This window comes from Lacinutrix mariniflava (assembly GCF_001418015.1).
GTDB classification, from domain to species: Bacteria; Bacteroidota; Bacteroidia; order Flavobacteriales; family Flavobacteriaceae; genus Lacinutrix; species Lacinutrix mariniflava.
Genome location: NZ_LIQG01000029.1, coordinates 1 through 25,767, shown reverse-complemented (window position 1 = coordinate 25,767; position 25,767 = coordinate 1). Strand labels below are relative to the sequence as shown.

Genomic DNA, 25,767 nt, shown 5'->3' with positions numbered 1-25,767 from the left:
ATTATTTAAAGGTTAAACAATTGTATTTATTGAATTGTTAGATTACTCTATTTTCCACTCCTAACTTTTGACTGTGTTTAATATAAACGTTGGTAAGAAACTACTTTGTTTCTTGCGGACTCTTATATACGTGGTAATGCTAAAACGCTTTTAATTACATACTTTTACATTACCAACAAATTGCTAATGCAACCAACCAAATCTTATACTTTCTATATTATATTTACAATTATTCTTTGTTTTGAAACACTAATTGCAGATTGGCTAGATTTAAACTGGATACATTATATATCTAAACCTCTTGTTGTTATAAGTTTGATTGTTTTCTTTTTAATAAATAGTAAACACCTAAGAAATAACGTTAGAATGCTAACGGTTCTGGCATTGGGATTTTCGGTATTAGGTGATGTGCTTTTACTTTTTGTAAGTGTCTCTGAATATTTTTTTATCTCTGGTCTTATTGCTTTTTTAATAGCGCATATTTTCTATTGTTTGGTGTTTTTAAAACATAGAGATAAAAATAAAAAGCCTTATGGTTTTATTGCTTTACTTTTAGTTTATGCTTTTGGACTGTTTTGGTTTTTAAAGTCTGGCTTGAATGCTTTATTAATTCCTGTAATTTTATACATGCTTATTATTTTAGCAATGGCAACTTCTGCATTTTTAAGAGATAAAAAAGTTGGTGCTAATAGTTATAATTTGGTATTTCTTGGAGCGTTGATTTTTATGGTTTCGGATAGTCTTTTAGCTTTTAATAAGTTTTATTTACCATTTTATTTAGCCGATTTTAGTATTATGTTTACTTATGCTTTAGCACAATTACTTATAGTTAAAGGATTAATAACACAAAGCAATAAAGGCTCACTATAGAGATTACCTATAGCAAACATTAAAAACAACCAAATGAGTGCTTTAACGTTTTTACATAAAGTATTAATTTAAGAATAAACATTAAATTTAGACGGCTTCGCGTTAGGGATTGAAGCGGCATCCTTTTGTTTTTTTTAACAAAAGATATAGCGGAAAGCCCGACCTTTAGGTAACGCCAAAAAAAATAATTTTGCAATTACTGTAACATATCTTAAGTTTATACTACTTATAGAGTAACCTAACCAACCACATTGAATAAAGAACTCGAACATAGTTTTATAGAATTGCTGGAAAAACACCAGAACATCGTGCATAAAGTCTGTAGATTATATACCAATAACTACGATGCGCATAACGATTTGTTTCAGGAAATAACCATACAGTTATGGAAGGCCTATCCTAAATTTCGTGGTGATGCGAAATTTAGCACGTGGATGTACAGAGTTGGCTTAAACACTGCTATTACATTATATAGAAAGTCTAAGCGAACGATTAATACAACACAGTTTGATACTGTTCAGTTTAAAATTAAGGCCGAGGATTACGACGATACTGAGGAGCAACAATTAAAATTGCTTTACAGTGCTGTACACCAATTAAATGATATTGAAAAAGCACTTGTTTTCTTATACTTAGAGGACAAAAATTATAAAGAAATTAGTGAAACAATGGGTATTACTGAAGTTAATGCTAGAGTGAAGATGAATAGAGTGAAAAACAAGTTAAGAACCATACTAAATCCGTAAAAAGATGGATGAATTAGAATTATTAAAAAAACACTGGCAAAGTGATGCAGTTGAAGAAAAGCAACTGAGCTCTAAAGAGTTATATCCTATGCTATGGAAAAAATCGTCTTCGATTGTTAAGACGTTATTTTATATTAGTATTGCAGAATTAATTTTTTGGGTAGCTATTACTTTTCTACCAAAATTATCGGCTTCTTACAGAGCACAAGTGGAGTCTACACACATGAACGAAACACTTTTAACAAGTTTAACTATTTTTAGTTTTACTGTTATTTTAGTGTTTATATATTTACTTTTTAAGGCTTATAAAAGTATTTCTGTTACTGATAATGCTAAGAAGCTTATGGAAAGTATTCTTAGCACTAGAAAAGTAATTAAATATTATGTTGGTTACAACCTAATTATGGCAGTTGTAGCTATGATTTTAGGCTCTTACTATGCAACGCAAACAGACCCTAAAGTAGTAGAGTTAATGGCAAAGGCCGACACTAATGGAAAACTTATTATGGCAGCTATTATAATAGTTATGACTGTTGTTTTTGTTGGCTTAATTTGGCTGTTTTACAAATTAATTTATGGTATTTTAATGAAGCGTTTAAACCGTAATTATAAAGAATTAAAGAAACTAGAAGTTTAAAATTTACATTATGAATACTCAAGAAAATTCCTTTTTTATTGATAAAATTATAGATAAATACCAAGCACTATCCAACAAAGAGAAATCTAGCATTAACTTATGTGTTGCTTTAGTTTCGGTTGTTTTTATTATTGGACAAGTGTATAAAGGCGGAGAGGTATTTGGTGAGTTTCTATATAATATTAGTCATTAAAACACTTTTAATATTTGTATAATAGTTACTCTATAAAACTATAACAGACTTACTAGTTTTTAATTAAGAACCTGATAATCTCTGCTCTAAATACGATCATTAATAATTTTATTAAGCTTCTCTATTCTTAATGGCTTATTAACAAGTCTTTTTATATCTACATTACTGTTAGCTCTTGTAGAATCGTCTTCGTTTAAGCTTGTAGTTAACATCACTATTTCTATATTTTCTTTTTGTGTACTATTGAGTTTACGGTATTCTTCTAGAAACTCCCAACCATTCATTACAGGCATATTAATATCTAAAAAAATAATTCCCGATTTTGGTAAAGTCTTTTGAGATGCAAATTTACCAGTAGATGTCAAGAACTCTAAGGCTTCTATACCATCGAAAGCAACATGAACCGGCGCATCTATTTCTGCTTTTTTTATAATTATGTTATTTACGAAATTAGTAGACTCGTCGTCGTCTACCAACAGGATAAAATCTAATCCATCAAATTTTCTCATAATGCTTTAAATTTTTATTTATTGTAAATTGAAATGAACTACCATGGTTTAATTTAGAATCTACCCATATACCTCCCTTATGCAACTCTGCAATTTTATTGCAATGAGACAAACCTATTCCAATTCCAGAATACGTTACTCTTTGATGTAACCGTTGGAAAATTAAAAATATTTTCTCTTTATATTTCTCGTCAATACCTATTCCATTATCTTCTACACTAAATCTCCAATTTAAGTTTTCTGCTATAAAAGAGATTTTAATCACTGGCGTGACATTGGGTTTCGAGAACTTAATTGCGTTAATTATTAAGTATTTAAATAAGAACATTAATTCTACCTCAAACGCATACAGCGTTGGTAATTTATTAATAGTAATTTGAGCTTTAGACTCTTTTATTAACGCATCTAAATCTTTGATTACGTTTTTTACAATAGTATTACAATCTACTTGTTTTACTTGAGCTCTTTCTCCTAGTTTTCCATAATCAAGCAGTGCTTTTACAAGCGCTTTCATTCTATGGGCTGCACTATAAATATACTCAAAGCTTTTTTTCTCAATCGCGTTTAAGTTATTATTAGGTTCTTCTTCTAAAATATCGATTAGACTAATTACTGTATTAATAGGTTCTTGCAAATCGTGAGATGCTATGAATGTAAATTGTTCTAATTCCTTATTTTTAGCTTTGAGTGTTTTTAATGATTGCTCTAGTAACTTTTCGTTTTTTCTAAGCTTTAGTAAATTCATTACCTGCTTAGAAAGCGCATTCAAGGAGTGAATTTGATCTTGACTTAATGTTTTTGGTTTATTATCTATTACACATAGAGTACCAAGAGGCAAGCCGCTTTCGCTAATTAATGGAACTCCTGCATAAAATATAACATGAGGATCTCCAGTTACCAATGGATTATCATGAAAACGTATGTCTTTTCGCGCATCTTCGATAATAAAAACTTGTTCTTGATCGTTTATAGCATGTGCGCAAAAGGCTTGTTCTTTAGGTGTTTCAGATGCTTCTAAACCGTGATGAGATTTAAACCATTGGCGTTTATCATCAATTAAACTAATTAAAGAAATAGGTGTATTGCATATTTGAGAAGCTAGGCGTGTTAGGTTATCGTAATCACTTTCTGGTAAAGTATCAAGAATAGAAAACGATTCTAAATCATTAAGCCTTTCACTTTCTTTAATGTGCTCATCTGGTCCAATCATAAAGTATTATTGTTATTAATACGAATTAGTTATACCTATGCTACTCTCGAAAAATACATCATTATTTTAATAACTAATCGAGTATGACAACTAATATAAGACGTTTTTTTTAATATAAAAACTTATAATAATTGCCTTTGTATTAAGAAAATGAATTCAACTAAATAACTTTATTAAAAAAAAATAATAAAGTATTAATTGTTTTCTCTTTTCTTTTATTACAACGATAATGAAATACTAAAATAAAGTCTGGCTAGCTTAAACTGTTCTATAAACAGAATACTACCCAAGCCACTCACGTTGTTTATTTAACTCTTCTTGAGCTAACAACTCTTCCTGAGGGATCACTTTTAAAAATGAAGGATGTTGTTCGATAGCATATTCTATTTTCTCTACAATACTTGCTATCGATTCGTTTTCGTAATCAATTTCCAAAGGTTTTTTAATTTCGAAAGATTGATACACGTTTTTCTTTTTGATATATAGACCTTTTTTATCGAAAGAGCGTCTAAACCCATCTATTACAATAGGTACTACAATTGGCTTGTAGCGTTTAATAATATGCGCTGTTCCCTTACGAATGGGCTTAAATGGTGTTGTTGTACCTTGAGGGAATGTAATTACCCAACCATCGTCTAAAGCTTTAGAAATGGCAGAAATGTCACTCATTTTCACTTGCCTGTTTATATTCTCTCCCTTACTTCTCCAGGTACGCTCAATACTTATTGATCCTGTATAAGCAAATATTTTAGGTAACAAACCAGATTTCATGGTTTCTTTAGCTGCAACGTAATACATGTTTAATTTCGGGTTCCATAAATATCCAACATTTTTAATAGAGTCTTCTCTATTACTTAAACTCGCGTTAAACACGTGGAACATTGAGAATACATCTGCAAAGTACGTTTGGTGGTTAGAGATAAAAAGCACGTTAGTATCTGGTAAGTTTTTAATAATCTCTGAACCTTCAATCTGTAAATTGTTAAAGCCACGAAAGCGCCTATGAGATAGTACTCCAAGGAGTCTAATAAGCCACTTTTTTAGAAATAGTATATGTCCGAAAGGATTTCGTTTAAATAAACCCATAGTTGTTTTTAGTTCTTAGTATTAACAAATGTAGCAAAATGGAACTATTTAAAGGTAGCCTTTAACAAGTCTTTCACTTCACTAAGCATCATAGCTGTTGCTCCCCAAACCAAATGACTATTTAAATTATAAGCTGGAACACTCGCTTTTAGACCATTAGCTAGTGAAACCGTTTTTTTTGTTACTCTTTTATCGTTTAAAAAATCGGTTAGTTTAACCTCTAAAATATCCTCTACTTCTGTCTCCTGTTTTGTGAATTTAGGTGTTTTTTCTACAATTCCAATAAATGGCTTCACATAGAAATTGCTTGGCGGAATGTACATTTGGGTTAATTCTTTTAGAACAATAATGGTATCCTGCTTTACTCCTATCTCTTCTTCGGTTTCACGCAAAGCGGCTTGCAGGTTGGTTTCGTTTGCTTCTAGTTTCCCACCAGGAAACCCTACCTGTGCAGAATGGACTCCTTTATATGTTTTTCTAAGAATTAAAACAATATAGGTTTCACCTTCTGCATTTGGGTAAAACAGTGCCATAACAGCACTTTTTCTTGCACTCTTTATCTTTTCAGTTTGCAAATTTATTAAGTCCTCTCTAAACGGAGGAGACATTTTAAACTGTGAAGTTTCGGCTGGCAGTGGTAAATTTTCTATTTTTACAATAGATTTTAAAAACGATTCAAATTTCATTTATGAGACTACTTCTAATTTTCTGTATGTTGTTAATATTTAATTGTGAAGATAAACAAACTAAACCTAAACCTGTAGAGAAAAAAGTCATAACAACCGATACCATTACACCAAAGGCTGAAGAAAAGATAGTGAAAATCGATAGTTCTAAACTTACACTAGAAGAACGCTACCTTCCTTTAAACGATGATAACGCGATGGATTTCTTCGCTGAATATGGTAAAATTAATAAAGAGAATAAAGTACGTATTTATACTAGATACGGAAATATAGAATTAGAACTATTTAATAATGTGCAATACCATAGAGCAAACTTTATTTTTCTAACAAAAAACAAGGCTTTCGATGGTACACAGTTTCATCGTGTGGTAAAAAACTTTGTTATTCAAGGTGGAAGTAGTGATGAGCCAGAGGTTTTACAAAAACGTAAAAAAATGGGTCGCTATTTATTACCTCCAGATGTAAGACATGGCTACAAACACAAGCGTGGAGTAATATCCATACCTAGTGGCGAAATTAAAAACGCTTATAAATTAGCCTCGCCTTTCGAGTTTTTTATCACTCAAAGCAATCAGTTTCATTTAGATGGAGAATATACCGCTTTTGGTCGTGTTATTAAAGGAATGGACGTTGTCGATAAAATTGCAGAGCAAGAAGTCGATGGAGGCCATTGGCCACGACATAATATTTATATTGATAAGGTGATAGTTTTGAAATAGTATTGAGCAAATGTTGTTTAATGACCGTTTTCACGGTTTAAATTTAGGATTTAGAATCCATTAAAAAAACAATTTCACGCTTTACGGATTATATAATTGTAGCTATTACTCTATTTTTCTTCTAGAATTGTGAAATAATTAAATATTTTAATTACCAAACTACCTATATAAATTAGGCAACCTCAACTTAAACTTCACTGCTAAAAGACGAGTAATAATAACAACCAATCCTGCAATTATAAATACAAGATTCCCTTCTATTGGCAGACGTTTGATAATAAAATAAACAATACCTCCAAGGATACAAGCTGTTGCATATACTTCTTTTCTAAAAATTACTGGAATCTCATTACATAAAATATCACGAATAACACCTCCAAAACATGCAGACATTGTTCCTAATGCTATACAAATTATAGGATGTAATCCTGCGCTAATACCTTTCTCTATTCCAACTACTGTATACAAACCTATTCCAATAGTATCGAATAAAAATAGCGATTTACGTAGATAATCGATTTTCGATTTAAAAATTACTGCTAAAATTGTCGATATTAAAACTACGTAAACAAAAGTCATATCCTTCATCCAGCTTACTGGAGTTTCACCAATAAGAACATCTCTCAATGTCCCTCCTCCTACTGCTGTTACAAAAGCAATAATAAGAACACCAAATGCATCCATTCTTTTATTAAGCGCAACAAGTACACCCGAAATGGAGAATGCTAACGTTCCTAAAATGTCTATTATATAAAACATTGATTATTCTATTATTGTATTTTTACTTGATTTATTTATAAACAGTTCTACACTCCAAACTGTCTTAAATGATGATCTAAATGTTTGTAAAAAGAGTTAGTCCATTCTATTACAGAAAGCTTACCAAAGGAATGAGATTCTTTTCCATCAAAATAATCTTCTCCTAATTCTTGTGTTTTTAATAAGAAATCGGTTAAACGTTTTTTCTCTGTTTCAAACTCTCTTGCATCAGCTATTATAAATTGTGGAGCTGTTCTTCCATTTTTTGGATAAGCTTTTTCACTTACTACAGCTTTTTTTACAAACAATTTCAACATCATTTTAACAAATGCATTAGGTTTAGGATGCTTATCCGTATATACCATTTCGTAAGTAATACAACAATGTGCTAACATTTGTGAAACAGACATTTTTCCCCAATTGGGTTGGGTAGTCTTTGATAGGTTATTAACTCTATTAATAACCTCATTTGCAGTTTCTTTGCTAAAAATATTTTTCATTTTATAATATTTAAAAATGTTAAATCATACATTTAAAAAAAACGATTTATACAAGGCTTACATAAGGCAATATATGGCTTCTTACATATTCTGTGTATAATAATTGTAATCCTTTAAAATGGTTTCAACAAAATCTTTATCGTACATTTTACTTTCGATATTTAAAATTTCACAAATTTTATTTCTTAAAAGAATAAATGTTTTATAGTCGTTCGCTTTTTTAGCGATATTAAAAGTTTCTTTAATTATACGAACATCTTTATCCTTTAACTGTGTAACATTTGTGAATACAGGCTGATAGTCTTCTACTAAATCTTCTAATATTGTACTCGAAATTTTATCTTTATTCTTTGTAGAAATAACCACTGTTCCGGCAGCTGAATCTCCAACACGTTGTTTTTTTTCTGAAAACAAAATACTTAAAACACCTATTGAAGCAAAAAACATCCAGATATCTATTAAACGTAACATCCAACGCACAAATAAATTATACCATTGTGTTGGTGAGCCATCAAGACGTACGACCTTAATTTTCATTATCATTTTACCTATCGTTTTACCATCAAATAGAATATGGCACAAAACAGAATAAAATAACGCTGGCAGCGTAATTAAGCCTAACAAACCTCGTTTTCCCCAATCATCAATTTCAAAAATATCTGAAAGAGACACCAGATTTTCCATTATAGACATATAAGTAAACAAAATAATCCCATCTATTAAAAAAGCAAGTAACCGCTCTCCTAACCCAATAAGTTTGTAATCTAAGTTTACATTTTGCGCAGTGTTAATTGCTAAATTGCTCATGGAAATGTATATTCGTTAAAATTATTATTTTATATATGCGCGAGGCATCTTTTGTGAAGCAAAATAAGGAAAAATGGATTGCATTTGAAACATCATTGCAAAATAATATTAAAATAAATCCAGACACCTTAGCTTCTTACTATATTCAACTTACTAACGATTTGTCTTATGCACAAACGTATTATCCTGAGAGTAAAACTTTGGCTTACTTAAATTCGCTAGCTTCACAAGCCCATCAAAAAATTTATATCACAAAAAAAGAAACGAGTAATAAAATTGTTTCCTTTTGGAAATATGAATTCCCTCTATTCTTTAAACAATACCATAAAACCTTATTATATACCTTTTTATTTTTTATGGCAGCTGTGGTTATTGGAGCTGTTTCAACCCTAAACGATGATAGTTTTGTTCGCCTTATTTTAGGTGATGCCTACGTTAATATGACTATTGAAAACATAGAAAAAGGAGAACCAATGGCTGTGTATAAAAGCAGTGGAGAAATAGGCATGTTCTTAGGGATTACAATTAATAATATACGTGTAGGAATTTTTGCTTTTGCAATGGGTATTTTATTTAGCGTTGGCACTATTTACGTACTATTTAGTAATGGTATTATGCTTGGTGCTTTTATTACTTTTTTCTATAACCATGGTGTTTTAGAGAAAACCTCGACTGTTTGGCTCCATGGCACTATTGAAATTTCTGTAATCGTTATTGCAGGATGCGCCGGATTAGTAATGGGAAACAGCTTTCTATTCCCTAAAACATATTCCAGACGCGTCTCCTTTATGAAAGGTGCTAAAGATGGTTTAAAAATAATTGTGAGTACTTTTCCCTTTTTTATAATTGCGGGCTTTATTGAAGGCTTTATTACAAGATATGGAGATAATATGCATTGGGTAATTTCTTATAGTATTATCTTAGCTTCTGTTGCATTGATTAGCTATTATTATATTTTTTACCCTATTTTACTTAACCGAAAATTAAAACTTAATTGAAAACAAAATATATAGAATTACGTACCAGAAGTTCTTTTGGCTCCATTATCGACAGCTATTTTTCTTTCTTAAAACAAAATTTTAAAGATTACATAAATCTGTATTTAAGGTATAACGCCTTAAGTATCATTTTTGTATTATTATCTAGCTACCTTTTAGTTACTGGTTTTATGGGCTTAGCTAGTAGAGACTTTAGATTTGGAATGGGAAGCTCCCAAACCGAAACTCAATTATATTTAGGAATTGGAGGTATATTACTCGCCTTAATTTACTTTACCACTTCCTTAATTAACTATAGTTTTTCTAGCGCTTACATTACACAATATGTAAAGACTGGAGGAAACCAAACCTCCAAAGGTATTTGGGATAGTATAAAACTTAACATTGGAAACATCTTTCTATTTATACTCTTAGGTATATTAATTTATCTCGGGTATTTTATTATCTCCATAGTACTTGCTTTTATTCCTGTTGTAGGCACATTGGTACAATATGCTATTAGTTTTATTCTTTCTGCTATGTTTGGAATAGCATTTATGGCCATTTTTTCTAATAATTTATCTACAGTCGAAGCTTTAAAAGAAGGCTGGGAATTCTCAATTAATAACTTCTTAAAAGTAATAGGTTATAGCTTTGTAATAGGTGTTTTAAATTTAATGATTACTGCTTTAATTATAGCTATTCCAGGATTTATACTCTCTATATATGTCTATTTTTCTGCTGAAAGTAATATCGACATCCTTACAAGTAATTTTTCTAGTATCTTGTTTACCATTTCTTTCGCCATTTTTCTTTTATCATTTATTTTCTCGCAAGCCTTATCACAATTGGCTTATGGAGTGCTATTCTACAATTTGCATGAAGAAAAATACAATACTTTCTTACAAAGCAAAATCGATTTGATTGGTAATGATGAATAAAGCGCTAAAAATCACATATCTGTTATGCTTAACTCTTTTTAGTTTCACTTCTGTAAGCGCACAGGAACTTGAAATAAAAAAAGATTCTTCATCTATTGAAGTCACTTATTTTAAAGAAAACATAAATGATCGCTATAACGGAAGCGACTTTAACTACTCAATAAATGATACTGGTGGCGTTAATTTAATACAATCCGTTTTTAAAAAATTCTTTGGCTGGCTTCAAGATATCTTTGGTATCGATATAGACGTAAATTATAAAGTTTTAGAATATATAGTGTATGCTCTTTTAGGCATTGGAACCTTATTTTTACTTATTCGTTTTTTAATGCAAACACCAATAAGTAGTGTCTTTAAAAGTGAATCTAGAACAATAGATTCTATTCATTTTACAGAAGAAGCCCTAACGGAAACCAATTTTGATAAGCTCACAAAAAAGGCCATTAAAAAAGAGAATTACAGACTTGCTACGCGTTATCTTTATTTAAAATCACTACAACAACTCTCTAAAAAAGAAATTATAAAATGGAATTTCGATAAAACCAATAGCGAGTATATTAACGAAATTAAAAACACAAACACTAAAGACTTGTTTAAAAGAGCCTCTTACATTTACGACTATGTTTGGTATGGAGAGTTTACTATAGATAAAGACAGTTTTAACCAAAATCAAGAGCTTTTTAATCAATTAAATGAGGTAACTAATGGATAAGCAATCTAAAATAGCATTGTATAGCATTGGCGCAATTATCTTATTTATGATTATTGCAGAAATTGTAAAACCTAAAGCTATAAGCTGGAGGGATTCTTATAACTCTCAAGACAAAATACCATTAGGTTGTTACGTGCTATTTAATGAACTAGAAACATTTACCGATAACGATATTATTACCAATACAAAAGATTTCTATTCAAGTTCTAAAGACTTAGATTCTACAAAAAAATCAACAACTGTTTTTATAAATAAAAACATCTCTTTTTATGGAGAAGAAGCAGATGCTATATTAAATTATGTGAACCATGGAAACACGGTATTTATATCCACTTCCAGCTTCTACGGTAAAATTGCTGATACATTAAATATTGAAACACAAAAGGTCCATGGTAATATTATAAAAAAGGAGACAGAGCAAGAGTTTACTAATCCTAGTCTAAAAGAGAACAAAACCGTTTTTAAAGATGTCATCGAAAATAGCTACTTTACATCTGTAGATACTTTAAATACTACCGTTTTAGGTACGGTTTACAATGAAGATTTCGATACTAAAGAAATAAACTTTATTAAAGTAGGATTTGGAGAGCACGATGGTGCTTTTCTAATACACACTAATCCTTTTGCCTTCACGAATTACCATTTATTAAATACTAATGAAAACTATGCTGCAACCGTTCTCTCTTACTTACCAAAACAACAGGTAATTTGGGACGATTATTACAAATCTGGTCGTAGAGTTATAGAAAGTCCGTTACGATACATTTTATCTCAACCTGCCTTAAAATGGTCTTTCTACCTAGCACTTACAACTTTATTTATTTTTGTACTATTTAAAAGCAAACGCACACAGCGCATTGTACCTGTTATAGAACCATTGAAGAATACAACCGTAGAATTCACAAAAACTATTGGAGGTTTATATTTTCAGAACAATGAATACACTAACATTATAGACAAGAAAATCACCTTTTTCTTAGAAAACATTAGAACACAATACTATTTAAACACTACAAATTTAAATAGTGATTTTATCGAAAAACTCGCGCTTAAATCGGCTAAATCACTAGCAGATGTAAAAGCATTAATAGATTTAATAAAGTATTGCAAACAAAAGACAGATCATACAGAAAATGATTTAATTGTTTTAAATACCAAATTTGAAGAATTTTTAAATAACGAAGACTAAATGGAAGATCAAAACAACCTCGAGAACCAAAATCTAGATGCTACAAATAACACGAATAATGATGCTGAAGCTAACAACATCCCAGAAGCAAACACTAGCGAACAATTTAGTAGCCGCATAGATTTAGAACCATTACAAAAAGCAGTAGAAAGTGTAAAGAATGAAATTTCTAAAGTTATTGTTGGGCAAAGTAATATGGTAGAATTGCTTATTATTTCTATTCTAGCCAATGGACACTCTCTTATAGAAGGTGTTCCTGGTGTTGCAAAAACAGTAACAGCAAAACTTTTAGCAAAGACTCTAGATGTTGATTTTAGTCGTATTCAGTTTACACCAGATTTAATGCCAAGTGATATTCTTGGAACTTCAATTTTTAATGTAAAATCTCAAGAATTCGAATATAAAAAAGGCCCAATATTTTCTAATATTATTTTAATAGATGAAATAAATCGTGCTCCTGCAAAAACACAAGCGGCACTATTTGAAGTGATGGCAGAACGCCAAGTAACCATCGATGGTAATCGTTATATAATGGAAAAACCATTTCTAGTTTTCGCTACCCAAAACCCAATTGAGCAAGAAGGAACATATAGACTTCCTGAAGCACAATTAGACCGTTTCTTATTTAAAATTGAAGTAGATTATCCGTCTTTAGAAGAAGAAATAGAAATCCTTATTGGTAATCATAAAAGTAAAGATACTATTGATTTTGATAATGTAACTAAGGTTTTAAACGCTAAAGAGATTGCAAAATATCAAGACATTGTTAAATCCATTCTTATTGAAGATAACTTAATAAAATACATTGCCTCTATTGTTAATAACACAAGAACCAATGCTAACCTTTATTTAGGAGCTTCACCAAGAGCTTCAATATCTATTATGAATGCTGCCAAAGCAAACGCAGCCATTAATGGACGTGATTTTGTAACACCTGATGATATTAAACGTTGTACAAAAGCAGTCCTAAAACATCGCTTAGTACTAACTCCTGAACGCGAAATGGAAGGCTTTACTAATGACAAGGTAATAGACCAGATTTTAGAAACTATAGAAATCCCGAGATAGTGAAATCATTTCTTAAAAATAGTTATTTAACCTCTCGATTTTTTTTAATCGTAGGAATTATTATTGCCTTATTTATAATGGCATATATTTTTCCTGGGTTATTGAATATTATAAAAATGCTGTTTTTTATTTTCTGTGGATTAGTAATAGTAGATTTTATTATTCTTTTTAAACAAAAAGGAATTAATGCTACACGTCTATTACCGAATAAACTAAGTAATGGTGATGATAATGAGATTGCAATTACCATCGAAAATAACTATAATTTTAAATCTCATATCCAATTAATCGATGAGCTTCCGTTTCAATATCAAAAACGAGATTTTAATATCGACACCGTTGTAGAAAAAGGTAACTCTAAAAAAATAAAATACACACTACGTCCGTTAGAACGTGGCGAATATCATTTTGGAAATCTTAACCTTTACACCAATTCTCCTATTGGCTTAGTCTCTAGACGCTTTAAATTTGGTAAAGATGAAATGGTGCCTAACTATCCTTCTTTTCTACAATTAAGAAAGTATATGCTCATGGCATTTACTAATAAGCTTTCGGAATACGGTCTTAAAAAAATAAGACGGATTGGCCATACCATGGAATTTGAGCAAATTAAGGATTATGTTCCTGGCGATGACATTAGAAACATTAATTGGAAAGCAACTGCAAAACGTAACCAGTTAATGGTTAATCAGTTTCAAGACGAAAAATCCCAACCCGTCTATTCTGTTATCGACAAAGGACGCGTTATGCGCATGCCTTTTGAAGGTTTAAGTCTTTTAGATTATGCTATAAATGCAACTTTAGTAATTAGTAACATTGCTTTAATGAAGCAAGATAAGGCTGGTATGTTTTCATTTTCAAGAAATGTAAGCAATAGAGTTGTTGCACAACGTAGACCTTCTCAAATGAATACAATTCTAGAAACGCTCTATAATTTAGATACAGATTACGCAGAGTCAGATTTCTCTAGACTTTATATAGATATTAAACGCACTATTAACCAGAGAAGTTTACTATTACTATACACCAATTTTGAAACTCTCGACGCACTTCATAGACAATTAGGCTATTTACAAGCTTTGGCTAAAAGTCACTTATTAGTAGTCATTTTCTTTAAAAACACAGAACTAGATAAAGTTACGACTAAAAAGGCAGATAATACTTTCGAAATTTTCGAAAAAACAATTGCAGAAAAATTTATCTACGAAAAAAAACTTATTGTAAACGAGCTTCAAAAACACGGTATTTATTCTATTTTAACAACACCTCAAAACTTAACAGTAGACACCATTAACAAATACTTAGAAATTAAAGCCAGAGGACTACTTTAAGCCACTGCCTTATTGCACTTTATCTAAGGTTTATGCACTTTTACCGCTAAAGTTTCATTTATTTTTTATTTTCTAATTTTTAGTATATCTTGCTATAGCTATTAATTAATTCAAATAAAAACCAATGAAACCATTTGGCTATTTTCTTATTGCTATTGTTTCAGCTTTAAGCTTTCAATCTTTACATTCTCAGACTATAAATAGTCCATGGACTACAAGCTTTGGCCCAAACGCTATAAATAACCCTTTACGAGATCAAGAAGCTGGCTTAGGTCGTTTTAAAACATGGAACCAAAATTCTGCAGGTTTTAGATTATCTGCCGGGCGATTAATAAAAAATCGAATTTCTTTTGAAGCTGTAGCATCGCTTAACAGTTTAGAAGAAAACTACCCAACCGAAGCAACTCAAAATACTGAATACCCATACATTTCTTTAGACGGTATGTTTAAATATCAATTTACAAACGGACTTAATGTTTTAGATCCTTATGTAACTATTGGTTCTGGTTACACTTGGCTAGACACTATTGGAGCAGGAACGGTTAATGGAGGTATTGGTACAAATATTTGGATAGGCACTTCTTTTGGATTTAATATCCAGACTACATACAAGCACGCTTTCGAAGAATATGGGTTAAAACACTGGCAACATTCTGCTGGAATAGTATTTAGATTTGGTGGAAAAGATACAGATAACGATGGAATAAACGACGATAAAGACGCCTGTCCTGAATTATTTGGAACCTTCGAAACTAATGGTTGCCCAGATACAGATAAGGATGGTGTAATAGACTCTGAAGATCTTTGTCCTAATAATTTTGGTCCTGCAAATATGCGAGGATGTCCTGATAACGATGGTGATGGAACTCCTGATAAATATGACAAATGTCCAAAAGCTCAAGGTAAAATTGAAGACGATGGTTGCCCTGTTTTTGATACAGATAAAGATGGTGTTATAGATAGTAAAGACAAATGTCCTCAAGAACCTGGTCCTGCTCAAAATGCCGGCTGCCCAACACAAGAACAAGTACAGCAGAAAAACATTACACAACGCCAAAAGCAAATAGATATTAATAATTCTATTAAAGAAAAAATAACTTATGAATTACAAACTTTTGCGCGAGTTATTGCCTTTAATAATGGTAAAGCATCTTTAACAAATAACGACATGGTTGCATTGGATAATATTACAAAAATAATGCTATCTCAACCAAACATGAAATTTCATATTGCAGGACATACCGATAATATTGGTAGCAACGAAACAAATATGCTACTGTCCGAAAAAAGAGCTAGTGAAGCTAAAACCTATTTAATTTCTAAAGGCGTAAAAACTACAAGTATAACTTCTCAAGGTTATGGTGAGGAGAAACCTATTGCAGATAATAAAACAGCAGATGGCAGAATACAAAACAGACGTATAGAAATTTACATTGTTAATTAACTATTAATCTTATTAGAAAGCCTAGTTTAACCACACAATAATTGATGGACTTCTAATTAATTTTTAACCAACCGTAGTTAATAAAAAAAGGCGACCCAATGGTCGCCTTTTTTCTTTTTATATAAATCTTATTTAGATACTCTCACCTAACCAAGCATTCATCATCCAAATTGTTTTTTCTTGTTCTGTAATAAAATCACTCATCATAGAGTTTGTTCCTTCATCACTAGCATCTCCTGCTTTGTCAAGTATTTGTCTTTCTAAAGTCAATAATTCGGCCAAAGAACTAACAATTAAATGCACTGCATCACTATCTTTAGATACATTTTTTCCAACAGGTACTTTTGCTTTTCGAATGTAATCCTCGAAAGTATGTAAAGGTGTCTCTCCTAGAGTAAGAATACGCTCTGCTAATAAATCGACTTTCATGTTAGCATCTGTATATAATTCTTCAAACTTTACATGTAAGTCGAAAAAATTCTTTCCTTTTATATTCCAGTGTATACCTCTTAAATTCTGGTAATATGTTTGAAAATTAGCTAACAAATTATTTAAATCTCCAGCGATTTCTTTAGTCTTACTTGTGTCTAATCCTAAACTATTTAATGCCATAATTTTATATTTTTTTACTTGTTATTTAATACCACTAATTTACTTCAAAAATAAACGTTAATAAGCATAAGTTTTATTGATAGATTTTATATTTTTATAGTTGAAAACTATATAAGATGACAATTACCCAACTAACATACGTTCTTGCGGTTGCAGAACAACAAAATTTTACAAAAGCGGCAGAAAAGTGCTTCGTTACACAACCTACTCTAAGTATGCAAATACAAAAATTAGAAGATCAATTAGATATTTTAATTTTCGATAGAAGCAAGAAACCAATAGAATTAACAGAAGTTGGTAGAAAAATAGTAAACCAGGCCAAAAACATTGTAAACGAATCGCACAGAATACAAGATATTGTCGATCAACAAAAAGGTTTTATAGGTGGCGAGTTTAAATTAGGAATCATACCTACGGTAATGCCAACATTATTACCAATGTTCTTAAAAACATTTATAAAAAGATACCCTAAAGTAAAACTTAAAATTGAAGAGCTCACTACCGAAGAAATAATAGCTAGAATTAATGACGGGCATTTGGATGCTGCGATAGCTGCTACACCTCTAGAAAATGACTCTATAAAAGAACGTGTACTGTATTTCGAGCCTTTTATGGCTTATATACCTGAAAGTCATCGCTTAAGTAGTAAAAAAACCATAGACACTGAAGATTTAGATATAGAAGACATGCTATTGCTAGAAGATGGTCATTGTTTTAGAGATGGTGTCATTAATTTATGTCGTGTATTTAAAGACCAAAATGATGAAAGTTTCCAATTAGAGAGTGGTAGTATAGAAACATTAATAAAATTATCTAACGAAGGTCTAGGTATGACTTTACTACCCTATTTACATACTTTAGATATTAATGAAAAAACCAGAAATAATTTAAAAGAATTTAATGCACCTTCTCCAGCTCGAGAAGTAAGCATTATCTACCACAAAAGTGAATTAAAAATGCAGATTATTGAAGCATTACAAGATGTTATTTCTGGTGTTGTTAGAGGTGCTATTGCGTTTCAAAACGTTCAAATTATAAGTCCGTTATCAAAATAGGAATCCTAAATATTAATCAAAAAAAAAGCGACTCTAGAGTCACTTTTTTTTTGATTAAAGTAATAACGTTTACAAAGCATATTGCAAACCAAAAGTTATAGTCTCTTTTGTTTTTAACTGCGTTCCATTTACGTTTTGCAATAATGGCGTTGCATATTCAAAACCAAATCTTAAATTTTTAAATGCTCCGTTAGGTACATATAAATTAAAACCTAATCCCGAATTAATATAACTTCCTCCAGAGTTATTAGTATCTGCTGTAATAATCATATTAGGATTTAAATTAGGGTTTGTTCCATTAATTTCATCTACAACTACACCTTCCACTCTTCCTGAAAAGCTTAGCCAATTATTTGCTTTAACTGCCAACCAGTTATTTAAATTGTAACGGTTTCCTAATCTGTAACCATTACTACTTTCTCCTATTCTAAACACGCCTTTAATCTGTGATCCATAAGAAAAAGCATTACGCTGCCCTAGATATGTTAAACCCAATGAAGTATCGAAAGTACCACTCCCTACTTGCATAGGGTAAGGTAAAATAACTTCGTTTCCACTTGAAGCTGGAGTGACATCTTTATTGTCAATAGTTCCAGTTGGCAAAGAGATTGAAAAATTACCATGGACTTGATTTTTATTCCTATTAAAAAACTTGTAAAGCATTCCTAATTTTAAATCTCCAAAGCCAGACGACTCTGTAGAGAACTCTCCACCAGCAGCAGTAATATGATCCATTTCTATACTTGTATAGTTAGCCATAGCAGAAAGTGTAATGCGATTACTAGGAGCGTACATTAAACCTAACATATGCATATCCATAGGCATACTTGTTGGTGTAACCATATACTGTCCGTCATTAGGAATTAAAATACTTTCTGGAGGCACATTATTGCTTCCCGTTTTTAAGTCCTCCATATTCATTGTCATAAAACGATAAGAGAACATAAACTCACCTTTTCCATGAGTATGATCACCCATTACAGAAATTGGTGCATGACCATCTGGCCTACTTCCATTCCATTTATCTGTATTCGTTTCTTTTTCGTTAGATTGTGCGCATAGCACCGTTGCTGCCATTAAAAATAAGGCATTGATATAGTGTTTCATTTTTAAATGAATTTGTTTTAAATTAAAATTTGATGTATTATTCTTAAAATGAATAGTTTAACCTTAAAATTAAACTAATAAATCTGGAGGATGAAAACACTCTGAAACATAGAAATTAATATCATTTAAATAATAATTCCAATGTTTTTTTAAATTGAAAAATAAAAATACTTCTGAAGTTCTATAATCTAAATTATGGAAGTATAAAGGATAAAAAGCATCAGCCAATAAAGAGAAGTCGGGAGCCTCGTTATCTAAACCATAAGAAGCCGAAGATAATTGCTTTGTTAAGTGGCAATTACCATTACACTTTAATTCTGGCTTTTCTTTATTAACGCAATAAGTGTTTATAATATAATCAATATTTAATTGAAAATAAGCAACATAACCCACACAAAACAATGGTCTTATCGCAAAGGAAACAAATAGTAATATGGCGAAAAAAATTTTCAGTTTAAATTATTTTTTTTGCAAAGATAGAACTGAAAACTAAGTTTAGCTAATTGTAAAACGTTAAAAAGCGACTCGAGAGTCGCTTTTTATTATGCTTTTAAATAAATGAGACATTCGTTTAAATCTGGATTTTCGTTTATTAAAGATTCTATAAATATCTTTAGCTCTTCAATTTCATAAGGTAATAACCTTTGAAGTGCTTTTTGAACCTCCTTACAAAACAAGTTAGCATCAAAACTAACTTTATTAAGTATTGTTTTGGTGTACTCGAACATAGCTCTTGCCATAATAAATGTGTTTAATTAAGTGAAAAAGTAGATTTCAAGAATAGGCAAATGGTTTATAAATTCGATTAAATGTAGTGAAAATTTCAATTGAAAAAGAAGATACTTCTCATTTTTCGTGTTAATTTATTCACAATTAACCATTCTAGAATTTATTATCACCATCTAATAAATTACCTAATCCTCCTAGAATACTGCCTTCTCCTTTACTATTTCCTCCTTTTGGTAAGCTAGCTAAAACACGACCAGCCAATCTACTAAATGGTAATGATTGAATATAAACAGTCCCTGGACCTTGCAGTTTCGCAAAAAATAATCCTTCGCCTCCAAACACCGTATTTTTTATTCCTCCAACAAATTCTATATCGTAATTTATACCTTGAGTAAAACCAATAATACAGCCTGTATCTACACGTAATGTTTCTCCAGATTTAAGTTCCTTTTTTGCTGTGGTTCCTCCTGCATGAACAAAAGCCATTCCGTCTCCTTCCAGTTTTTGCATTATAAAACCTTCGCCTCCAAATAGTCCTCTACCTAGTTTTTTACTAAACTCGACTCCTATACTCACACCTTTTGCTGCACACAAAAAAGCATCTTTCTGGCAAATAAACTTACCATTAAACTCTGTTAAATCTATTGGTATAATCTTTCCTGGATATGGTGAAGCAAAAGAAACGTTTCGTTTTCCATTTAAATCGTTATAAAAAGCAGTCATAAATAAACTTTCTCCTGTAAGGATTCTTTTTCCTGCTCCTAGAATTTTACCTAAAAAACCTTCATCCTTTTTAGATCCATCTCCAAATATGGTTTCCATTTTAATGCCATCATCCATCATCATAAAACTACCAGATTCTGCTACTACGCCTTCTTGAGGATCGAGTTCTATCTCTACATATTGCATTTCTTCTCCGTAAATTCTGTAATCTATTTCGTGTGATGTCATAATGTTGTTGTTTAAGTTATACCTTAATATGTTGATTTTATTTCCGTTTCGTTACAAGTTTTTTTTGAATTATACTTAATCGCTAATAACTTGTTACTCGATAATTCCTATCCCAATGGAGTTTTTTATTAAAAATTAAGTTTTGCGAATTTTTCACTTCAAGATTATCAACTGCAAGTTCTTCAACGTAAATAGTCATTTTTTTCAGCATAGCATCTGTTAAATGTTCATTCCAAATTAGTTCAGTTCCATGTTTATTAATTCCATTAAGATCTTTACGCGCTATCGCTTTTTCAAATTTATTCCAATCTAGATTTAAACTTACTAAATGTCTTTTTTTTCTGTTTTTAATTAAAACATAAAAGAGTAATAGTATTATTACCGGAATAATAAAAGCCATTATAAGCATTAGTCCATTGCTCATACTAAAATATTGATTTGTTACCTAAAATGTTATAATTATCTTAACGCTTCACTCTTACAGACCATTCAAAATTAAAAGTCGATACTACTACTCCATCTTGGTTTGTTCCTATCGCTTGCATCCAAAAAGTTTCGCCTTCACCTGTTTCAATAGACTTTTTTAGTGCTTCGTCTATTAAGTGTCCGTCTTTACAAGTAAAAATTATTCTTCCGGTCGCTTTTTTTGTAAAAGAGGCGTTATTATTAGTTACCAACATCGATACTTTTTTACCTGAATCTCTAATTTTACCAAGTACTAAAGCTCCTGTAGATAACTCTGCAGCCATACCTTGAACTGCCCAAAACATAGATTTAAATGGATTTTGGTTAATCCAGCGGTGTTTTACTTTAACGGTGCAAGAATTATCATCTATCGTTTTTACACGCACACCTGTTAGGAATACAGATGGCAATTTAAAAAGATTGAAAGTGTTTATTTTACTAGGTGTAAGCTTCATGTTAGTTTAAGGTTTTTTCAAAATTATTGAAAATATTCGACATTCCAATATGTTAAAATTATGTTAATTCTTAGTACTATGCGTTACATAATACCTTTTAAAAGACATATATTTGTATAAGCAACTATTATATACTTTTAAAATGCACGAAAAAAACCATACCAATATAGCCACTTTTATACACCTTTCTACCTTTTCAAGGTTTCTAATTCCTTTTGGAAATTTTTTAGGACCATTGGTATTATGGATTATAAATAAGGAAAAATCTGAATTTATAGATGAGAATGGTAAGCAAGCCCTAAATTTTCAAATAAGCATATTAATCTATTCTTTAATTATTGGCTTAATAACGATACCTTTTTTTGCTTTTAGTATTTTTAATGGATTCGATTTTATGGATTTTAATCTTTTCGATGGTATTCATTTTAATATAAGTAAACCTTCTCCTCTATTTTATATTGGTGGCTCCTTAGGCTTTTTAGCAGTAATTGGCTTTATACTAGAAATCGTTTTTATTGTAAAAGCAAGCTTAAGAGCTAGAGATGGACAAATTTTCGAATACCCATTTAGCATAAAATTTTTAAAATAATTTGTATTAAGTTTTTCAATACATAATTAAGAGTAATCATCAATAATCAATCAAAAAATGAACAGTTTAACAACATTAAATCGCATGACAATATGACCCGAGCACTAGTAAAAAAAATCAATCGAACTAGAACTTTCATGTGCGAACTGCATTTGACCTCTATTAATATAAAAGCGAACAAATGAAGATAGAAAACACAAAAGCACAAATGCGAAAAGGTGTTTTAGAGTATTGCATATTATCTGTCTTAAAAGACAAAGATGCTTATGTCGCCGAAATTTTAGGCACACTAAAAGATGCTAAGTTACTAGTAGTAGAAGGTACAATCTATCCTTTACTTACACGACTTAAAAACGCAGGACTTCTTAATTACCGTTGGGAAGAAAGTACGTCTGGACCGCCAAGGAAATATTACGGATTAACAGAAACAGGACAACTGTTTTTAAAAGAACTAACCACTACTTGGGACGAATTACAAGCCGCAGTTAACATTGTAACACCATCAAAAAACAACACTAATGAATAAAACAGTCAACATAAATTTAGCAGGTATATTTTTTCACATAGATGAAGATGCGTACTTAAAACTACAGCGCTATCTTGAGGCTATAAAACGTTCATTTACCGACTCTCAAGGACGATCGGAGATCATTGCAGATATAGAATCTCGTATTGCAGAGTTATTCTCGGAACGCATGATCAACGACAAACAAGTTATTGGGAATAAGCAAGTTGAAGAAGTGATAGTCATTATGGGACAACCTGAAGATTATCTTGTAGATGATGAGATATTTGAAGACGAACCTCAACAAAAAACATACTCAAAAGGTCCATCTAAAAAATTATTTAGAGATACGCAATCCTCGTACGTTGGTGGTGTTTCTTCCGGATTAGCGCATTACTTTGGAATGGATGCGATATGGATTAGAATTATCTGGCTTGTATTGGTTATTGGTGGTTTTGGTACTGGAATACTAATATATATTCTTCTTTGGATATTAGTTCCAGAAGCTAAAACAACTTCCGAAAAAATATTAATGACTGGAGAAAATGTAACCATCTCTAATATCGAAAAAAAAATTCGTGACGGGTTTGATAGTGTATCAGAAACGTTAGGTCCAAATTTTCAAAAAGCAGGTGATAAACTTAAAGAAGGTTTTGAAACTGCAAGCGATAATTTTTCTAACTCTGTAAAGAATATAGATGTTAATAAATCTACTAGTAGAATAAAATCAAGCTCACAAACCTTTTTCGATACTATAGCTAATATTTTTACTTTCATTTTAAAAATGTTTGCCAAGTTTATTGGAGTACTGTTAATGATTACTGGAGCCGCTGGCTTTATTGCAACTACAGTTGCCTTTATCGCTTTTAGCTTTATGGATAGAGTACATCTTGGAAACACCGATTTTCTAGACATGGCCGATGCTGCAAATACACCATTATGGTTAGTAAGCTTATTGTTTTATTTTTTAATTGGCATTCCACTTTTATTATTATTTTATTTGGGTCTTAAAATTCTAATAAATAACCTAAAATCAATTGGAAACGTCGCTAAGTTTACAATATTAGGAGTTTGGTTATTAGCTATAATTGGAATTAGTATAGTTGGGGCAAGACAAGGCTTATCTTACAGTGAAAAAGCGCCATCTATTACTAACGAACGCTTAGTAAGTATTACAAAGAAAGATACGCTTTACTTATCTATGAGAACTAACGATACTTACGATAGGGATTACCATGATTTTAAAACAACTTTTAACGATGATGGAGACAAAATTACTTTTGGCAAAAATGTTAAGTTCAAAATACGTTCTACTAGAGATAGTGTTGCTAGAATTAAAGTTGTAAAAATGGCTAAGAACTCGTCTTTTGAATCTGCTAAACAACTCGCAGATAATATAAGTTATGCGTATGAACTAAATGGTAACGAACTTCTTTTAGATAATCATATCCTAATTCCTAATGACGACATTAGAAGAGATCAAGAAGTAGAAATAACTATTTATTTACCTATTGGTACCACTCTTTTTGCAGATAAAGATACACACAGGTTTCATACACGTGATTGTTTACTATCTAAAACCAAAGAAGATCATTTTCTAGAAGTTTTAAATGGTAAATTAAAATGTATCGATTGTGACGATAATAGTTACAATGATGATGATTTCGAAATAGATGTAAACATTAACAACGATGGTGCAAAACTTAAAATCAACTCTGAAGGTCTTAAAGTCTCAACCAATACTAATTCTTTAGAAATTAACGAAGATGGTGTAAAAAGCCAAACCGATAATGTAGAAGTGAATATAGACGAAGATGGTATTAAAATAACTTCAGATAAAAATAAAGAACAATAATGATCAATCAATAAAAAACAGGAATTATGATAAACATAGCAGAGTTTTTAATTGCATTAATACTAAATATATTACTGTAAAAAATAATCAAAACCCAACCAACCACAAACCATCCCATTCTTTTTTAAAAGTTTGGGATGGTTTTTGTTATATATTTGCTAAACAATTAATTTATCTAATGAAAATAAAAATACAACTCCTTATTATTACCTGTTTAATTACTTTTTCTGGATTCTCTCAAAGCACAGAAAAGATAAAAGGCAGCAGAAATGTTACTACTCAAACTACAGAAATTGACCAATTTAACCGTTTAGTAATTAGTGATGATTTTAAAATTAACATAAAACAAGGTGAATTGCCATCTGTACAAATAAATACAGACGACAATTTACACGAAGTAATAGAATTTAATGTTCTTGAAGGCAGCTTAAATTTTAAAACCAATAAGAGAATTACTTCCAGTAAAAAAATGGAAATTACTGTTATATATAAAGACTCTTTAAATATAATAGAATTAAAAGAAGATGCTGAATTAACAGGAACAAGTACACTTAAAGTAACAGATTTAATAGTAAGAGCAAAAGAATCTTCTGAAGTTTACTTAACTATAGAAGCTGAAACTTTTAAGTACATTGCTGCAGGAAAAACAAAAGCAGAATTAAATGTGACTTCAAAATCTACAACTTTAGATTTAAGTGATAATACCTCTATTGAAGCTTTAATTAACTCTGACACTATTGTAATAGACATGCTACAACGTGCAAGTGCTAAACTTGAAGGAGATGCAAACGAATTAACAGTAAACACTGATAATTCTTCTGTTTTAAAAGCAGAAAAGCTAACCGCAAATACTTGTAATTTAATTACTGAAGGACGAGCAGATGTTCATATAGAAGCCTCTAAAGATTTTATAATAGAAGCCTCTGGAACTACAGAAACTTATATTTATGGTAGCCCAAAAATAGAATTGAAAACATTTGAAGATGACGCTATTTTGAGAAAAAAATAAGACTGAATTTGAAACTGAAGTTGAAGTTGAAGTTGAAAATAAAAAAAAATA

General features: G+C 30.7%; 31 protein-coding genes. 17 read left to right on the top strand and 14 right to left on the bottom strand.

The features are described from left to right. Positions 1–186: 186 nt before the first annotated feature. From ASC44_RS14640 to ASC44_RS14625, 4 genes are all read left to right on the top strand, one after another. The gene (locus ASC44_RS14640) at positions 187–870 is read left to right on the top strand and encodes a lysoplasmalogenase (protein WP_055448477.1); all 684 of its coding nucleotides are present in this window, start codon (positions 187–189) and stop codon (positions 868–870) included. Between the two features lie 251 nt (positions 871–1,121). Further along, on the top strand, positions 1,122–1,616 hold the full coding sequence (locus ASC44_RS14635; protein WP_055448372.1) for an RNA polymerase sigma factor: 495 nt from the start codon (positions 1,122–1,124) through the stop codon (positions 1,614–1,616). Between the two features lie 4 nt (positions 1,617–1,620). Further along, positions 1,621–2,253 (top strand): hypothetical protein, encoded by a 633-nt coding sequence (locus ASC44_RS14630; RefSeq protein WP_055448371.1) that lies wholly within the window; start codon positions 1,621–1,623, stop codon positions 2,251–2,253. Positions 2,254–2,263: 10 nt separating this feature from the next. Beyond that, on the top strand, positions 2,264–2,446 hold the full coding sequence (locus tag ASC44_RS14625) for a hypothetical protein (RefSeq protein WP_055448370.1): 183 nt from the start codon (positions 2,264–2,266) through the stop codon (positions 2,444–2,446). 86 nt (positions 2,447–2,532) lie between these two features. Here ASC44_RS14625 and ASC44_RS14620 read toward each other — a convergent pair whose 3' ends face one another. The 4 genes from ASC44_RS14620 to ASC44_RS14605 form a co-directional block, all read right to left on the bottom strand. Then, positions 2,533–2,955 carry a response regulator gene (locus ASC44_RS14620; protein WP_055448369.1) on the bottom strand — a complete coding sequence of 141 codons (423 nt, stop codon included), beginning with the start codon at positions 2,953–2,955 and terminating at the stop codon, positions 2,533–2,535. Continuing rightward, the gene (locus ASC44_RS14615) at positions 2,942–4,165 is read right to left on the bottom strand and encodes a sensor histidine kinase (protein WP_055448368.1); all 1,224 of its coding nucleotides are present in this window, start codon (positions 4,163–4,165) and stop codon (positions 2,942–2,944) included. Before ASC44_RS14615 ends, ASC44_RS14620 begins: the two co-directional genes overlap by 14 nt. 282 nt (positions 4,166–4,447) lie before the next feature. Next, positions 4,448–5,251: a lysophospholipid acyltransferase family protein gene (locus ASC44_RS14610; protein ID WP_055448367.1), complete on the bottom strand. Its 804-nt coding sequence runs from the start codon at positions 5,249–5,251 to the stop codon at positions 4,448–4,450. Between the two features lie 44 nt (positions 5,252–5,295). Beyond that, complete coding sequence (locus tag ASC44_RS14605) at positions 5,296–5,937, bottom strand: NUDIX hydrolase (protein ID WP_055448366.1); 642 nt, start codon at positions 5,935–5,937, stop codon at positions 5,296–5,298. Between the two features lie 2 nt (positions 5,938–5,939). On the opposite strand from ASC44_RS14605, the gene ASC44_RS14600 reads away from it, so the two are divergent. Then, complete coding sequence (locus ASC44_RS14600; protein WP_055448365.1) at positions 5,940–6,656, top strand: peptidylprolyl isomerase; 717 nt, start codon at positions 5,940–5,942, stop codon at positions 6,654–6,656. Between the two features lie 159 nt (positions 6,657–6,815). Here ASC44_RS14600 and ASC44_RS14595 read toward each other — a convergent pair whose 3' ends face one another. The 3 genes from ASC44_RS14595 to ASC44_RS14585 all read right to left on the bottom strand — a co-directional run bounded on the left by ASC44_RS14595 (position 6,816) and on the right by ASC44_RS14585 (position 8,722). Then, the gene (locus tag ASC44_RS14595) at positions 6,816–7,415 is read right to left on the bottom strand and encodes a trimeric intracellular cation channel family protein (protein WP_055448364.1); all 600 of its coding nucleotides are present in this window, start codon (positions 7,413–7,415) and stop codon (positions 6,816–6,818) included. Between the two features lie 47 nt (positions 7,416–7,462). Continuing rightward, entirely contained in the window at positions 7,463–7,915 is a 453-nt protein-coding gene (locus ASC44_RS14590) for a DUF1569 domain-containing protein (RefSeq protein WP_055448363.1), read from the bottom strand. Positions 7,916–7,996: 81 nt separating this feature from the next. After that, complete coding sequence (locus ASC44_RS14585; RefSeq protein ID WP_055448362.1) at positions 7,997–8,722, bottom strand: RDD family protein; 726 nt, start codon at positions 8,720–8,722, stop codon at positions 7,997–7,999. Between the two features lie 35 nt (positions 8,723–8,757). Between ASC44_RS14585 and ASC44_RS14580 the strand changes: the two genes are divergently transcribed. The 7 genes from ASC44_RS14580 to ASC44_RS14550 all read left to right on the top strand — a co-directional run bounded on the left by ASC44_RS14580 (position 8,758) and on the right by ASC44_RS14550 (position 16,384). Further along, positions 8,758–9,720, top strand: a complete 963-nt coding sequence (locus ASC44_RS14580; RefSeq protein ID WP_055448361.1) for a stage II sporulation protein M — start codon at positions 8,758–8,760, stop codon at positions 9,718–9,720. Next, positions 9,717–10,640, top strand: a complete 924-nt coding sequence (locus tag ASC44_RS14575) for a hypothetical protein (protein WP_055448360.1) — start codon at positions 9,717–9,719, stop codon at positions 10,638–10,640. Before ASC44_RS14580 ends, ASC44_RS14575 begins: the two co-directional genes overlap by 4 nt. Further along, a complete protein-coding gene (locus tag ASC44_RS14570) occupies positions 10,630–11,352 on the top strand; it encodes a hypothetical protein (protein ID WP_152973343.1) in 723 nt (240 codons plus the stop codon). Before ASC44_RS14575 ends, ASC44_RS14570 begins: the two co-directional genes overlap by 11 nt. Then, the gene (locus ASC44_RS14565; RefSeq protein ID WP_055448358.1) at positions 11,345–12,541 is read left to right on the top strand and encodes a DUF4350 domain-containing protein; all 1,197 of its coding nucleotides are present in this window, start codon (positions 11,345–11,347) and stop codon (positions 12,539–12,541) included. The genes ASC44_RS14570 and ASC44_RS14565 overlap by 8 nt, the downstream gene beginning before the upstream one ends. Further along, positions 12,542–13,609 (top strand): AAA family ATPase, encoded by a 1,068-nt coding sequence (locus tag ASC44_RS14560; RefSeq protein ID WP_055448357.1) that lies wholly within the window; start codon positions 12,542–12,544, stop codon positions 13,607–13,609. It abuts the gene before it with no gap. After that, positions 13,609–14,940, top strand: coding sequence for a DUF58 domain-containing protein (locus tag ASC44_RS14555; RefSeq protein WP_055448356.1), 1,332 nt, complete (start codon positions 13,609–13,611; stop codon positions 14,938–14,940). Before ASC44_RS14560 ends, ASC44_RS14555 begins: the two co-directional genes overlap by 1 nt. Positions 14,941–15,064: 124 nt before the next feature. Beyond that, a complete protein-coding gene (locus ASC44_RS14550) occupies positions 15,065–16,384 on the top strand; it encodes an OmpA family protein (RefSeq protein WP_055448355.1) in 1,320 nt (439 codons plus the stop codon). Between the two features lie 132 nt (positions 16,385–16,516). On the opposite strand, the gene ASC44_RS14545 is transcribed toward ASC44_RS14550, so the two are convergent. Beyond that, positions 16,517–16,996: a Dps family protein gene (locus ASC44_RS14545; protein ID WP_055448354.1), complete on the bottom strand. Its 480-nt coding sequence runs from the start codon at positions 16,994–16,996 to the stop codon at positions 16,517–16,519. 116 nt (positions 16,997–17,112) lie between these two features. Between ASC44_RS14545 and ASC44_RS14540 the strand changes: the two genes are divergently transcribed. Continuing rightward, a complete protein-coding gene (locus ASC44_RS14540; RefSeq protein ID WP_055448353.1) occupies positions 17,113–18,051 on the top strand; it encodes a hydrogen peroxide-inducible genes activator in 939 nt (312 codons plus the stop codon). A gap of 69 nt (positions 18,052–18,120) precedes the next feature. Here the strand turns inward: ASC44_RS14540 and ASC44_RS14535 are convergent, their stop codons facing one another. The 6 genes from ASC44_RS14535 to ASC44_RS14510 all read right to left on the bottom strand — a co-directional run bounded on the left by ASC44_RS14535 (position 18,121) and on the right by ASC44_RS14510 (position 21,758). Further along, positions 18,121–19,158, bottom strand: a complete 1,038-nt coding sequence (locus tag ASC44_RS14535) for a transporter family protein (protein ID WP_055448352.1) — start codon at positions 19,156–19,158, stop codon at positions 18,121–18,123. A 69-nt stretch (positions 19,159–19,227) separates the two neighbouring features. Next, positions 19,228–19,551, bottom strand: coding sequence for a hypothetical protein (locus ASC44_RS14530; protein ID WP_055448351.1), 324 nt, complete (start codon positions 19,549–19,551; stop codon positions 19,228–19,230). Positions 19,552–19,700: 149 nt separating this feature from the next. Beyond that, positions 19,701–19,898 carry a hypothetical protein gene (locus ASC44_RS14525; protein WP_055448350.1) on the bottom strand — a complete coding sequence of 66 codons (198 nt, stop codon included), beginning with the start codon at positions 19,896–19,898 and terminating at the stop codon, positions 19,701–19,703. 142 nt (positions 19,899–20,040) lie between these two features. After that, a complete protein-coding gene (locus tag ASC44_RS14520; RefSeq protein WP_055448349.1) occupies positions 20,041–20,838 on the bottom strand; it encodes a TIGR00266 family protein in 798 nt (265 codons plus the stop codon). Positions 20,839–20,920: 82 nt separating this feature from the next. Next, the gene (locus ASC44_RS14515) at positions 20,921–21,262 is read right to left on the bottom strand and encodes a hypothetical protein (RefSeq protein ID WP_055448348.1); all 342 of its coding nucleotides are present in this window, start codon (positions 21,260–21,262) and stop codon (positions 20,921–20,923) included. Between the two features lie 40 nt (positions 21,263–21,302). Further along, on the bottom strand, positions 21,303–21,758 hold the full coding sequence (locus tag ASC44_RS14510) for a DUF4442 domain-containing protein (RefSeq protein WP_055448347.1): 456 nt from the start codon (positions 21,756–21,758) through the stop codon (positions 21,303–21,305). Between the two features lie 142 nt (positions 21,759–21,900). On the opposite strand from ASC44_RS14510, the gene ASC44_RS14505 reads away from it, so the two are divergent. The 4 genes from ASC44_RS14505 (at position 21,901) to ASC44_RS14490 (ending at position 25,716) form a co-directional block, all read left to right on the top strand. Beyond that, positions 21,901–22,347 carry a DUF4870 domain-containing protein gene (locus tag ASC44_RS14505; RefSeq protein WP_055448346.1) on the top strand — a complete coding sequence of 149 codons (447 nt, stop codon included), beginning with the start codon at positions 21,901–21,903 and terminating at the stop codon, positions 22,345–22,347. Positions 22,348–22,528: 181 nt separating this feature from the next. Beyond that, positions 22,529–22,873, top strand: coding sequence for a PadR family transcriptional regulator (locus tag ASC44_RS14500; RefSeq protein ID WP_055448345.1), 345 nt, complete (start codon positions 22,529–22,531; stop codon positions 22,871–22,873). Continuing rightward, on the top strand, positions 22,866–24,707 hold the full coding sequence (locus tag ASC44_RS14495) for a PspC domain-containing protein (protein ID WP_055448344.1): 1,842 nt from the start codon (positions 22,866–22,868) through the stop codon (positions 24,705–24,707). Before ASC44_RS14500 ends, ASC44_RS14495 begins: the two co-directional genes overlap by 8 nt. A gap of 178 nt (positions 24,708–24,885) precedes the next feature. Next, positions 24,886–25,716, top strand: a complete 831-nt coding sequence (locus ASC44_RS14490) for a GIN domain-containing protein (protein WP_055448343.1) — start codon at positions 24,886–24,888, stop codon at positions 25,714–25,716. Positions 25,717–25,767: the final 51 nt, after the last annotated feature.